General features: G+C 48.9%; 11 protein-coding genes. 8 read left to right on the top strand and 3 right to left on the bottom strand.

The window, feature by feature from the left end:
- Positions 1–15: 15 nt before the first annotated feature.
- Together urtB and urtA are read right to left on the bottom strand one after the other, a co-directional pair.
- Positions 16–918, bottom strand: a complete 903-nt coding sequence (urtB, locus tag QOL41_RS11325; protein WP_283429848.1) for an urea ABC transporter permease subunit UrtB — start codon at positions 916–918, stop codon at positions 16–18.
- A 132-nt stretch (positions 919–1,050) separates the two neighbouring features.
- On the bottom strand, positions 1,051–2,301 hold the full coding sequence (urtA, locus tag QOL41_RS11320; RefSeq protein WP_283429847.1) for an urea ABC transporter substrate-binding protein: 1,251 nt from the start codon (positions 2,299–2,301) through the stop codon (positions 1,051–1,053).
- Between the two features lie 445 nt (positions 2,302–2,746).
- Between urtA and QOL41_RS11315 the strand changes: the two genes are divergently transcribed.
- The 7 genes from QOL41_RS11315 (at position 2,747) to QOL41_RS11285 (ending at position 10,739) form a co-directional block, all read left to right on the top strand.
- Positions 2,747–4,990, top strand: a complete 2,244-nt coding sequence (locus QOL41_RS11315; protein ID WP_283429846.1) for a YgiQ family radical SAM protein — start codon at positions 2,747–2,749, stop codon at positions 4,988–4,990.
- Between the two features lie 208 nt (positions 4,991–5,198).
- The gene (locus tag QOL41_RS11310) at positions 5,199–5,732 is read left to right on the top strand and encodes a hypothetical protein (protein ID WP_283429845.1); all 534 of its coding nucleotides are present in this window, start codon (positions 5,199–5,201) and stop codon (positions 5,730–5,732) included.
- A 21-nt stretch (positions 5,733–5,753) separates the two neighbouring features.
- Entirely contained in the window at positions 5,754–6,263 is a 510-nt protein-coding gene (locus QOL41_RS11305; protein WP_283429844.1) for a hypothetical protein, read from the top strand.
- 241 nt (positions 6,264–6,504) lie between these two features.
- Positions 6,505–7,098 (top strand): hypothetical protein, encoded by a 594-nt coding sequence (locus tag QOL41_RS11300; protein ID WP_283429843.1) that lies wholly within the window; start codon positions 6,505–6,507, stop codon positions 7,096–7,098.
- An 8-nt stretch (positions 7,099–7,106) separates the two neighbouring features.
- Complete coding sequence (locus QOL41_RS11295; protein ID WP_283429842.1) at positions 7,107–8,108, top strand: hypothetical protein; 1,002 nt, start codon at positions 7,107–7,109, stop codon at positions 8,106–8,108.
- 8 nt (positions 8,109–8,116) lie between these two features.
- Positions 8,117–8,956, top strand: coding sequence for a hypothetical protein (locus QOL41_RS11290; protein WP_283429841.1), 840 nt, complete (start codon positions 8,117–8,119; stop codon positions 8,954–8,956).
- Positions 8,957–8,972: 16 nt separating this feature from the next.
- The gene (locus QOL41_RS11285) at positions 8,973–10,739 is read left to right on the top strand and encodes a hypothetical protein (RefSeq protein WP_283429840.1); all 1,767 of its coding nucleotides are present in this window, start codon (positions 8,973–8,975) and stop codon (positions 10,737–10,739) included.
- Positions 10,740–10,793: 54 nt separating this feature from the next.
- Here QOL41_RS11285 and QOL41_RS11280 read toward each other — a convergent pair whose 3' ends face one another.
- Positions 10,794–11,636: a 50S ribosomal protein L11 methyltransferase gene (locus tag QOL41_RS11280; protein ID WP_283429839.1), complete on the bottom strand. Its 843-nt coding sequence runs from the start codon at positions 11,634–11,636 to the stop codon at positions 10,794–10,796.
- Between the two features lie 269 nt (positions 11,637–11,905).
- Here QOL41_RS11280 and QOL41_RS11275 point away from each other — a divergent pair, with 269 nt between their 5' ends.
- Complete coding sequence (locus QOL41_RS11275) at positions 11,906–12,913, top strand: Fic family protein (protein WP_283429838.1); 1,008 nt, start codon at positions 11,906–11,908, stop codon at positions 12,911–12,913.
- The last annotated feature ends 30 nt before the right edge of the window (positions 12,914–12,943 follow it).

Here is a 12,943-nt window from a genome sequence, read left to right as displayed (position 1 = left end):
TCCTTCGTTAAACCTTTAATCCAAATTTCTGCTCTTGATAACAAACAAGCCTTGGGGTCTCTTTTGCAAGAACACAATGACGATAAGAAGTACTACAGCCTTTGCAATAGTGGAAGAGGTGTAGTTTTCAGTAAAGATGGAACTGATGCCGATAATGCTGGAACCGATGACAGTACCGGCCAAGTTGCCAACGCCCCCAAGCACTACAGCCATAAAGGAGTTGACGATGTAGCTTTGGCCAACGGTGGAGTCGATGGAACCCAAGAGGGCTACGGAGCAGCCTGCAATGCCAGCGAATCCGGAACCCATGGCGAAGGTGACGTTGTCCACCTTACGGGAGTTGATACCCATGCATTGAGCCATGGGACGGTTCTGCATCACAGCGCGCATCTGGCAGCCGAAATTAGACTTGTACATGACGAGCCAAACAGCGCCCATGCAAAGGGTCACCAGTAGGATAATGAAAATTCTGTTGTAGGAGAAAGTACATTCTCCAAGAGTGATACCGCCGCTGAGGAAGGCGGGGGCATTAACGTTTACGCCCTGGGAACCAAAGATGGAACGGGCTCCCTGTTGCAAAATCAGGCTGATGCCCCATGTGGCCAAAAGGGTATCGATTTCACGACCATAAAGTCTGGAAATCACAAATTTTTCCAGGAGGCTTCCTAGGCCGAATGCAACGCCGAATGCAGCTGCAATAGCTACGAAGTAGTAAAGACCGCCGATTGATTCGGGCAGGAACTTTGAGAAAAGCTGTTGAACCACAAACGTCGTGTAGGCACCTATCATGACGAATTCGCCATGGGCCATGTTAATGACGCGCATTACGCCAAAGGTAATGGCAAGGCCTAAGGAGGTCAACAAAATAATGGAGCTGAGGCTTAAACCGTTAAAAAGGATGTTGATGGTTTGTTCCAAGGTACCCTCGGTCCGAATGCGTTTAAAAAGTTGAAGTTTTATTTGCAAAAAGGGCGCGGGCCCTAAGGCCCGCTGTTGCGTTGATGCGGGCGCGAGAGCCCGCGGTCTTATTGTAGGATGGCAAAACGAGATTTAGTTCAGCGGCTGGAGACCGGCCTTTACCGCCCAATCGTAGGTCGTCAGGTACGGATCCGGGGCCACGGGGCCAGCGGTAGCATACACTTCCTTGATCAAGCCGTCTTCGGCAACTTCACCCACGCGGACCGGCTTGGAGAGGTGCTGAGACTTGCCGTCAACCGTCACGACGCCTTCCGGAGCCTTGAAGGAAATTGTTCCAGACTTGAGTGCGGTAAGGATTGCATCCACTTCGAAGCTCTTGGCGACCTTCACAGCTTCTGCCCACAGATAAACTGCATCGTATGCCGCTTCAGCCGGATCAGAAGTTACGCGCTTTTCACCGAACTTTGCCTTGTAAGCGGCAACGAAGGCTTCGTTTTCAGGAGTAGAAGTCGTCTGGTAGTAGTTCCAGGAAACCAGGTGACCCTTGAGAATGGCAGGGCCGATGGCAGCCACTTCTTCTTCAGCAATGGAGAAGGACATCGTCATGTATTCCTTGCTGGAGTAGTTCTTTTCGGACATCTGCTTGAAGAAAGAAACGTTGCCGGTACCGTTCAAGGTGTTCACGATGACATCGGGCTTTGCGGCTTCAATCTTTGCGATGATGGCTGCGAAATCGGTCTGATCCATATCGGCGTATTCTTCGCCCACCACGGCAACGCCTGCAGCCTTAGCCTGAGCGTTGATGATCATGTTCGCGGTGCGGGGGAACACGTAGTCGGAACCCAAAAGGAACAGCTTCTTGTAACCCTTGGAAATCAGGTACTCGATAGCCGGAACGATCTGCTGGTTAGGTGCTGCACCCGTGTAGACGATGTTGGGAGACATTTCCATGCCTTCGTACTGCACCGGATACCAAAGCAGGGACTTGTATTCTTCGAAAATGGGCTTTACAGCCTTACGGGAAGAAGAAGTCCAGCAGCCGAATACAGTAGCAACCTTTTCGATGTCGATCAGCTTTTCAGCCTTGGTTGCGAAAGTGGACGGTTCAGAAGCGCCGTCTTCTTCAACAAAAACAATCTGCTTGCCAAGAACGCCACCGGCCTTGTTGATCTGTTCGATAGCCAAGACTTCTGCATCGCGGACTGACTTTTCGCTGATGGCCATGGGACCGGTGAGGGAGTGAAGCAAGCCCACCTTGACGGTTTCGCTCTCCTTCTTGACAGTTGTACTTTCCTTGCTGTCTTCACAGCCCATGAGGCCGAAGACACCCAGGACCAATGCGCCAGTAGCAAGAGTGGATAAAAACTTACGGGTAATGTTCATGAGGAATTCTCCTTGTTGGTTTCGGTTGTGTAATTGCAAAAGCCGTGCCAATCGTCGGAGAAATCCAATTTGCCTATAATAGATGGGCATGAGTTGAGAAAACTTGCAAATTCTGTAAAAAGTACATTTTGTGTAAGATTCTTGTAGTCACGTTTTCTGCATAGCCTTACATTTCTTGTACACAAAACAAACATTTAGAAACAGAAAATGGCGGAAAAGGCTTGTTTAGGCCGCTCATTTTGCATCGAACGCACCGAAGATTTAACAGACACTTTGAAAGAGGCCTTTTCTCAGGATGTTCCAAGCATCATTGAATGCCCAGTGAGCTACACCGCGAATATGGACTTAACGAACTATCTAAAAAATTTGACTATGTAGCGACTCCATCCCTCTAAAGCAGAAGCCTCCGACAGAAATATCGGTGGCTTTTTCTATCTTTTTTATTATGTACGATCCGCGCTTTTTACCCATCTGCAAAGAAGACCTGGACGAACTCGGCTGGGACTATGTCGATGTGATTATCATTAGCGCGGACGCCTACGTGGACCACCCCTGCTTTGGGCACGCTGTGGTCGGTCGACTTTTCGAACATGAAGGCCTGCGCGTGGCAATCTTGCCACAGCCGAACTGGCGCGACGACTTGCGCGACTTCAAGAAACTCGGCAAGCCTCGCATGTTCTTCGCGATTTCGAGCGGCATGGATTCCATGGTGAACCATTACACCGCCGCCAAGCGCCTGCGTAGCGACGATGCTTTTACACCGGGAAACAAGGCCGGTTTCCGCCCCGATTACGCGACTTACACGTACGCCAAGATTTTAAAGAAGCTCTATCCCGATGTGCCGCTACTCATTGGCGGGCTCGAATCAAGCCTGCGCCGCGTGACGCATTACGACTACTGGAGCGACAAACTTAAGCCCAGCATTCTTTTCGATACGCAAGCCGACATTCTCGTTTACGGCATGGGCGAAAAGCCGCTGAAAGAAATCGTACGACTCTTGAAGAAGGGCGTACCTTTCTCCAGCCTGCATTCGATTCCGCAGACCGCTTACCTTGCGCCCAAGGGACAAATTCCTACGACCAAGCAGTGGGAAGACATGCGCCTGTATAGTTACGAGGAATGCCTCGCCAACAAGCGCAATCAAATCGAGAACTGCCGCAGGGTAGACATCGAATGCAACAAGTGGTTCCAGCGTCGCATTCTGCAAGATGTCGCAGAACAGACCGTGGTAATTAACCCCGCCTACCCGCCGCTGGAATACGGCGAGCTGGACGAAAGCTTTGAATACAACTACGCCCGCGAACCGCACCCGCGTTACAGAAAGCGCGGCAACGTGCCTGCGTTCGACATGATTAAGTTTAGCATCAACACGCACCGCGGCTGTTTTGGCGGATGTAGTTTTTGCGCCATCAACGCACACCAGGGTAAGTTCATTGCGAGCCGTAGCCGAGAAAGCATTCTGCGCGAAGTGGATTTGATTACGAAAATGGACGGCTTTGCCGGCACCATCACCGATTTGGGCGGTCCGAGCGCCAACATGTACAACATGCGCGGTCGCGACCCGAGCCGTTGTCAAAAGTGCGCACGCCCCAGTTGCCTGACCCCGAAAGTCTGCGACAACATGGACACGCACCACCACGAGCTTTTGGAACTTTACCGCGAAGTGCGTAACCACCCGAAGGTAAAGCACTTGTTCATTGGAAGCGGCGTGCGTTACGACATGCTGCTGCAAGAAACCGACGACAAGGAACTGATTCGCGACCACGAAGAATACGCCCGCGAGCTCATCGACTACCATGTGAGCGGACGCCTGAAGGTGGCTCCGGAACATACGAGCGACGCCGTGCTCAAGCTGATGCGCAAGCCAAGCTTTACGCTGTTCCACAAGTTCAAGGAATTCTTTGATGACGAATGCAAACGCATCGGAAAGCGCCAGCAGATTATTCCTTACTTTATTAGTAGCCACCCCGGATGTACCGAGGCCGACATGGCCGAACTTGCACTCGAGACAAAGCAGCTCGGATTCCAGCTGGAGCAGGTGCAGGACTTTACGCCCACACCGATGACGATTGCGACCGAGATGTTCTACAGCGAAATGACACCGGACGGCAAGCCGCTTTATGTAGCGAAAACGCCGGAGCAAAAGCGCAGCCAGCGCCAGTTCTTCTTCTGGTACATTCCCGAGAACCGCCCGCAGATTCGCGCGACGCTTGAACGCCTGAAACTCGGCAAGATTGGTCGCCTGCTCTTAAGCCGCAGCGCGAAGGCCGAAGGCAAGGAATTCTTCCCGAGCAAGGAACGCGAAGAAAACGAAGAATACCGCCAGCGCGAACAGCAGAAGCGCGAACAGCGCGCAGTCACCATCGTGCCGCAGAAAACCGGCGACAAGGGCCGTTGGGAAAACTCCGCCCGCAAAGAACGCCGCGCAGCACAATTTGGCGAACCGCGCAATGACAGGCGCGAAGGTCGTCGTGATGACAATCGCGAACGCCGCGACTTCCGTGACGAAAACCGCAACAACAATTTCGGGAATGGAGAACGTAAGAGTTTCCATAGCGATCGCAAGTTTAACGGCGACCGCCGCGACTCCAGTGGCAACAAGGGCCGCAATTTCCGCGACAATCAGCGCGGGAATGAAAAACGGAATAATTCTCCGGTGCAGTTTAGCTCTTTCCGCCGCGGAAAATAACGCTTAGGCGTTCACCGCCAGCACACTCCACCATGGCAATCTCACTTCGTGAGATTGCCAAATGCTAGGCTCGGTCATATCCATATATATGGATACGACTTTCGCCGGCATCGGCGAGAATATAAATGTAAGTTTTTTGTTACTTATGTATTGAAAAATATACACAATTGTATTATATTTCTTTACAATTCGTAAAGGAACGTAAACAATGAATAAAATTTCCGCCTTTTCTTTGGCAATTCTTTCTGCAATCGCCCTCGAAGGTTGCGCACTGTCGTCAACCTCAGTCCGCGTTACAGAAATCGACAAATACAGCCACCCTCAAGATGTTCGCATTCGTGCTTTCAGCGCTTCGAACATGCAAACTCTCGGTCCCGTCTTCATCAAGACCGAAGACCGCTGCTCCGTGTCTGACGTAGCAAAAGCTGCTGTTGCAAAGTACAAAAACGTGTCTGACATCGTCAATATCCGCATGGAAGAAACTGAAGTCAAAAACGCAGGAAATTCCAGTTTTTCCTGCAAGTACTCCGCACTGGCTGTTAATTACAAGTCTATTAATCCAGAAGAGTTCCTGAAATGGAAGGATTTCTTCGCCATGAATGATGCCAATTCGGAAGCAACCGTGGAAGAATCCGAAGCACAGCAAGAAGTTACTGAAGAGCAACCGCCGGTAGAAGAAAATACCGAACAGGTTGAAGAAAATACTAATCAAACCTCTAACGATGCCTACTACACCAGATAGACACAAAGGAAAGGGAATAAAATGAATACCAAAGTACTCTTGCTCGCATTGATCAGCGTTTTCATGCTTTCCGGTTGTGCATTAATCAAAAGCAATAACGAAGAAAAGATCAACACAATTACGCCCGTCGGTTCTGCAAAATTCGAAGCCTACGGCGCAGAACGTATGGACGCCCTTGGAATGGTAGCTACAAAGGTCGACAGCCGCTGTTCTGCCGTCGAATTTTTCAAGTACGTCACAAAGATTTATCCCTCCGCAGACGACATAATTGATGTCAGCATGGAAGAAACCACCATCCAGAAGGGTGCTGCAACATCCTATTCTTGCAAATACTCCGGTCTCGCCGTTTCTTACACCCCGTTGACCATTGACGAAGCAAAGAAGTGGACTCCCAAGAAAAACGCAACATCCCAGGAATCAAAGGTTGTCGTTGTAGGCAAGCCCACTGAACCTGCACCCGCCTGCGTTCCATGCGCATGTGTCACCTGTGGCTGCCAGCCCTGCAACCCGATTAATCAGAGCAACTACTAAATTCCAACAATAACTAAGATTTCCTCATAGGAAAGATATTTCCATGTTCAAAAAGTTTCTCATTCTATCCCTTCTAGGAGTTTCACTCTCTTTTGCTACATGGGGATATTTTCCGCTAAAGGATTCTGATGCGGGCTTGACCGTAAAGGCTAGTCATTTCATAGCATTTGGTGATGCTGATGTTCACAGATTTGACATCAACGCACGCTATGTTATAGGCACCTCCCTAGAATTCGCACTTATGAATCTGGGATACCAGTTTAACGATCCATCCGGCATGCCGAATCCCATTGCAAGTATCCGTTTTCAATTCAACGAAAAAAATCTGCTGTTTGTAGAAGGAGCCATCCCCATCGGCGCAGATTACTATACTGAATATATCCATGCGGGTGTACAACGCGCATTGATTCTTTCCAAGCATTTTGCCTGGAGCACTGAATTAGGCTTAAACTATACTTTCAGTTCTACGGAAGAATCCTATAACGGCAACATCACTCTAAAGCCGGGTTTTGAACTGAATTTTGCAACCGAAGCAGACTTCAACGCAAAACCTAGCTTCATTTGGTTTATCGGTGCAGAAGCCGCAACCATGATTACCGAAAGTAAGATTGCAAGAGAAAGAGAAGTCTACGATTGGTATGGTTACTATTACCAGAATGAAGAGGTATATGCCGGAGACCGATTCGACTTCGGAGTTGCTATTTTCGGCGGATTCAATTTCGAAATCGTGAAACATACTTTTATTGAAGAAGAATTCTCCGCAATGGTTTTCGGAACCGGCAAATACGACTATTCTGCTTACGCATTCAAGACCAGTCTGAAGCACTCCTTCTAATTATTCAAATGACAAAACGCCTGCTATTCCTATTTTCAATCCTATTTGCCGTCTGCGCTTCAAATGCAGACGACTTGTGGGGTGCATCCACTCAAGATGACCTTTGGGGGGACGAAAACAAGTCTTCGGATTTCGCAACAGATAAATACAAAACCAAGGAAGAAAAAAAAGCTGCAGTCCGTAGGCAAGCACATTCAAAGCAGCCAGCAAATACCCAACAGACTTATGTGCAAAACGCCCCTTCCGTTCAGCAAAACACAAACCATTTCGACGAATGGAACACAACTGTCTCGACGGAAACCACAACCCAACAAATTGACATAATTCCTGCGGACAATTCCACTGCCAGTACTCAATTTGACTTAATTCCCGTGGACAACACCCCTGCAACTGAAAACTTTGACTTGATTCCCGTAGACAATGGCTCTGCAACCGAAAACTTTGACTTAATTCCTGTGGACAATTCCACTGCCAGCACTCAGTTCGGCTTGGTTCCTGTGGAACAATCTTGCAACGGAACAACATCCTCCAAGCAAGTAAGAGCAGAACAAGCAAAGCTCGCCCAAATAAAGGCGGAACTGGCCACAGCAAAAAAACAGAAAGCAGCCCTTGATAAAGCCTATCAGCAAAAAGCAAACCAAGCTAAGACTGAACAGCAAAAGATTGACCAGCTGAAAGCTGAACAGCAAAAAATAAAACAAGCCAAAGCTGCGGAACAAGCAGCTGCTGCAGCGGCACCCGCACCCCAAACCAAATCACAAACTCAGCAATCAAGCTTCAAGATTCATTGGATTCCGCTTTCCATTTGCGCTGGCGTCGCTATTACAGGAGGCATTTTCGCTGTCATTTTTGACAACAAAGCAAGCGACGCAGCCAACAGAATTCCAATAAATCACAGTACCTACAAGCAGTCCTACGACGACGCCGGGAACTACCAGACCAAACGTAATATCGCTATCGGTATTGCGGCTGCCGGACTTGTGGGCATGGGAATCACCTTCCTGTTCTAAGGATTATTATGGTAAAGAAGACTTTATACTTTATTCCGTTCCTTGGGATGGTGGCCTGCACCGACTATCAGGCAAATGTGGAAAACACCTGGGGAAGCCAGGATGCCGCCTGGCAGGAACAAGAAAACTACTTAACGGAACTGAACGCACAAAGAATTTGCGTTGAAGGCCGAATAGCCTATCAGGTATTAGCCGACTCCAGCCTCATTTCGTTCGTTTGCCTACAAAACAATTGGTTTGTATTCTGCGAAGAAGGTGCTGTTCAGTCATATAATCCCACAGGCTATGTATACCGTTGTCAGTCCAACATATGGTATCCACTCTCTTCTATGGAGAGCAATTCTTCTATTTCCAGCAACAATCAGCCTCCTGCCCAGGAATTGGAACCTGTAAATATCCTTTCTGGAGGAAACTTCAGAAATTCCTGTAGTACCAAGGCTTGGGAAATTGAAGCATTGGGCGAAGCAACTGCAAAAATTGGAATTAACAGTGCTAATTTTTGCGAGCTTCAATTTAAGACAAATAACACCATTAACGACATCAGTTCCATTTCGATCAAGAATTCCATAAACCTTCATTACGGATATTCCTACCAAATTCGAATTCAAGGAACAGCATTAAATCCAACTGGAATCGCCCACGCTCGAGCTTCAATAAAAAGCAATACAGACTCGTTCATGACATTCGATTTTGACTTCTACGACACTTGGGAATCCAAAATTAAAACCCACTGTCAGGCAACACAGACCATGACATTCTCGTTGGAAGAACTAAACAAGTCCGATTTTGCAATTCAAAAAATTGAAATTTTAAGACGCCCAGGCAATTGCCAGGCAAATGTTCAATAGAAATTAAGGTAGACACGTGAAAAAACTGATTCCTTACATCGTCGCACTATCCTCTGCATGCTTGTTTTTTGCATGCGGTGACGACACCTCTTCAAAAAACGATTCAGGATTGTCCACCGTTGGAAACGTATCCGAATTACCTGAGTGCGAAGCCGCTAACGCAGGACAGATGATATATGTTGCAGATTCCGGTGCGGTATTTTTTTGCAACACAACATTCTGGAAAAATCTTTCCGGAAACAACGGCATTGACGGTATTAACGGTACTGATGGTGCTGGGTGTATTGCGGTTCCCAACAAGGACGAATTCGGCCAAAACATCAGCTATTCCGTCATGTGCGACGGGAACTTGATTGGAACGCTCCAAAACGGTAACGATGGGGCCAGCTGCATTGCGGAAGAAGTAGTAAACGGTTACGCAATTATCTGCGATGGAGTTTCTGTAGGAGTTCTTCAGCACGGTACAAACGGAACCAGTTGTACGGCAATCGCAACAACAACCGGTTTTGACGTGATATGCGCAGACAAATTGATTGGTTCTCTCACAAACGGTGCCAAGGGTGACAAAGGCGACCCAGGCGACAAGGGAGACGGATGCTCCATTATCGCAAAAACGAACACGCTAGGAAATTATACCGGTGAATACACCGTTACTTGCGGCAAAAGCACCGTTACTCTTAAGGATGGTCTGAAGGGAGACAGTGGAGAAAACTGCACAATTGCCGACGAAATAGACGAAGACAATAACAAGACCGGCAATTACACACTAACCTGCGATGGTAAGACTGTTACTGTCAAGAATGGCAATGACGGGACTAGCTGCACCGCCGTTCCCACGACCGATAAAAACGGTAAAGAAGACGGCAAGGGCTTTGTCATCATGTGCGGCGGTGTAGAAAAGGGCACGATCCTGAACGGGACCAACGGAGACAAGGGCGACACAGGTGACGGTTGCTCCGTCGAAGCCATCAAGGATGAAGATGGCAAGCTTACCGGCGAATACTCCGTTACTTGCGGCGATAGCACCATCACCCTTAAGGACGGCCTGAAGGGTGACAACGGAGAAAGCTGCACTGTCGCCGATGAACTGGACGAAGACGACAACAAGACAGGCAACTACACGCTGACCTGCGACGGCAAGACCGTTACAGTCAAGAATGGCAATGATGGTGAAAGCTGCACTGCAGTTCCCACTACCGATAAAAACGGCAAAGAAGACGGCAAGGGTTTTGTCATCATGTGCGGCAACGAGGAAAAGGGAACTATCTTGAATGGAGCCAAGGGCGACACGGGCGACGGTTGCTCCGTTGAAGCCATCAAGGATGAAGATGGCAAGCTTACTGGCGAATACACCGTTACTTGCGGCAATAGCACCATTACCCTCAAGGATGGGCTGAAAGGGGACAGTGGAGAAAGCTGCACTGTCGCTGACGAACTGGATGAAGACGACAACAAGACCGGCAATTACACGCTAACCTGCGGCGACAAGACAGTTACAGTCAAGAACGGTGAAGATGCAACCATCACCGACCAAAGCAAGCAAGAACTTCTTGACTGGTTTACCGAATACGACACCACAGTACTCTCAACCTGCGCAGAAAGCAATGTAAATGAAATCAAGAATGAGCCCATAAGCAATCGTATTGGAATAACCATTAGCTACTGGAAGTGCACCATAAGCGATGAAGTATATAATTGGGTGGAATCAAACCAAGCCGATTATGAAGCTTACATAGCATCGCCCCCTCCAAATCCTGATCCAGATCCTGAACTAGACGAATAAAAAAAGCTCGGCCAAAAGCCGAGCCTTATTTTTTTTCCCTACTACGCGGCTCATTTAAGAGTGTGCAAGCACACTCCACCATTCGCCGCTTACTCTTTCTTCTTTGACTTTGAAGCCGGCTTCTTCGAACCACTTGAGGATATAATCCTTTTCGGTGAGGAGCTGGCCCGAGATAATGAGTTCACCGCCTGCGGCGAGCAGGTCTTCGATGTCATCGCGGAGCGGCCAGAGTTCACTGCGGATCATGTTGCAGAGAATCACGTCGAACTTGGCGCCATCTTTGAATGCATCCAGGAAGCCGAGAATGCAGTCGCTCTTTTCAAAGCCGTTGCGTTCGAAGTTTTCGGCAATGCAAGGAATGGTCAGCGGATCAATTTCGGTACCCACCGCCATGCGGGCGCCCAAACGGCGAGCGTACATGGCCAAAATGCCCGTACCCGTACCGATATCAAGCACCGTCTTGCCATTGAAATCAATAGATTCCATCAAGGTGGCACAGCTGCTGGTGGTATCGTGTTCGCCTGTACCGAAAGCAGTCTTTGCTTCCAGTTCAAGCACCACGGCTTTCGGGTCATCGGGAGTAAATTCAACCCAAGGCGGACGCACCCACAAATGCGGGGACACAGACACCGGCTGCGCACGGTCGCGCCACCACTTGTCCCAATCCTTGGCAGGTTCTTCGCTGACGGTAAAATGATACTGCGGGAATTCGTTTACGATACGATCGCGTTCGGCCTTGTCGCCGGTATAAAAGCAAAAGTCCGTGCGGCCTTCTGCCTTGGGGTCTAATTCTTCGAGTGTAGCCACGCCAGCTTCGAAAAGCAGGTAGCTTGCGAGTTCAAATTCTTCAACAGGGCAATAGCCCTCGGCCTTGTACCACGTATCGATTTTTTGCATATACTAAAAATAAAAATTCAAACACCAGAAGAAGGGCGCCTATTGATTCGGGGATAAAAAAAGGAGAGGCTCGGTACGCCAACCCCGCTACCGAGCCTCTCACCAAGCGCAAACACCTCAAACCGCTTGGCCCCTTTCATCCATCTTGTAAACTAATATAAACATGAATTTTAAAAACGGCTAAAAAAATCGTCAAATCCCTATTCCAAGTCGGAACATTCCAATTTTGGGCTTGCAAATTCCGCTTTTCTACGTATATTTTGCGTAAAATGATAGTTTCTAAGCCGCTTTTCATACACCAGTACCCTGACTGGACCAAGTTTCGCTACAATGCGCAGAGCGTCATAGACGCCCTGGGCCAGACGCGTTTGCTCGAAGGCACCCTTGTGGGCGTTGCCGACTTGGTTTGCGATTCGGATTTCGAGACGCGCATGCTTGCCAAAGACATTGCCGCAAACTACGCCCTCGACGGAATCACCCTGGATGCACAAAAGCTGGAGAGCGAGATTCAAAAGAAGAATTCCGCCAAGAACGACATTCGAAATTTTGTCGGCGCCATTCAAAACGCCAAGCTCCCCCTTACCGAAGAGCGCCTGTTCGCATGGCATGCAGCCATTGGCCAAAATAAGGTAAAAAGCTACAGGACCAAGGAAAGCATTGCAGGGACTTTTACTGGCGTGAGCCCGGAGCGCATTCCACACGAAATGGAACGCTTTATGGACTGGTTTGAAAATTCAACGCAAGACGGCGCGATTAAAGCGGCCATTGCCCACTTCTGGTTTTTGACGATTCGCCCCTTTGAAGACGGCAACGGACGCATTGCCCGCGCCTTAAGCGCGATGCTCTTGGCCCGAAGCGAAGATACCACTCGCTGCCAGTATGCATTGAATGAACAAATCTTGAAGGACCGCGAGAATTACATACAAACTTTATTCAAGGCGCAGGCCGGAAACGGCGACTTGACGGAATGGATTTTGTGGTTCTTGAACGCCATGCGAGAATCCATTGAAGAATGCAGCAAAGAAACTGCTGACGCCCTCAAGAAAATGCAGTTCCTGCAAAAGAACCAGCAGGCTGATTTAAGCGCCCGCGAGCGCAAGATTATCGAAGCCGTTTGGAGCGGAGAGCTTCCGGCGATATTCTCGGTGAAAGAAGTAGCCGCCTTTACCGGCACGAGCCACGATTCCGCACTCCGCGACATTCAGGACTTGATTCAAAAAGAAATCGTCCGCCCCGAAAACAAGGGCGGACGAAGCCAGAAATACAGCTTGATTTAAAAGACAAGGCGATTCCCGGTCTAGCCGGGA

Origin of the sequence: Fibrobacter sp. UWB10 (assembly GCF_900182935.1) — a bacterium.
In the GTDB taxonomy this organism is placed as follows: Bacteria; Fibrobacterota; Fibrobacteria; order Fibrobacterales; family Fibrobacteraceae; genus Fibrobacter; species Fibrobacter succinogenes_O.
Note: the sequence above shows the minus strand (reverse complement) of the source record. Positions and strands in the feature narration are given on the sequence as shown.

Bases quoted from the DNA above. Each gene is read 5' to 3' on its own strand.
- QOL41_RS11280 (WP_283429839.1), bottom strand. From the start codon at position 11,636: ATGCAAAAAATCGATACGTGGTACAAGGCCGAGGGCTATTGCCCTGTT.
- QOL41_RS11295 (WP_283429842.1), top strand. From the start codon at position 7,107: ATGACAAAACGCCTGCTATTCCTATTTTCAATCCTATTTGCCGTCTGC.
- QOL41_RS11275 (WP_283429838.1), top strand. From the start codon at position 11,906: ATGATAGTTTCTAAGCCGCTTTTCATACACCAGTACCCTGACTGGACC.
- QOL41_RS11310 (WP_283429845.1), top strand. From the start codon at position 5,199: ATGAATAAAATTTCCGCCTTTTCTTTGGCAATTCTTTCTGCAATCGCC.
- QOL41_RS11290 (WP_283429841.1), top strand. From the start codon at position 8,117: ATGGTAAAGAAGACTTTATACTTTATTCCGTTCCTTGGGATGGTGGCC.
- urtA (WP_283429847.1), bottom strand. From the start codon at position 2,301: ATGAACATTACCCGTAAGTTTTTATCCACTCTTGCTACTGGCGCATTG.
- QOL41_RS11300 (WP_283429843.1), top strand. From the start codon at position 6,505: ATGAATCTGGGATACCAGTTTAACGATCCATCCGGCATGCCGAATCCC.
- QOL41_RS11315 (WP_283429846.1), top strand. From the start codon at position 2,747: ATGTACGATCCGCGCTTTTTACCCATCTGCAAAGAAGACCTGGACGAA.
- QOL41_RS11305 (WP_283429844.1), top strand. From the start codon at position 5,754: ATGAATACCAAAGTACTCTTGCTCGCATTGATCAGCGTTTTCATGCTT.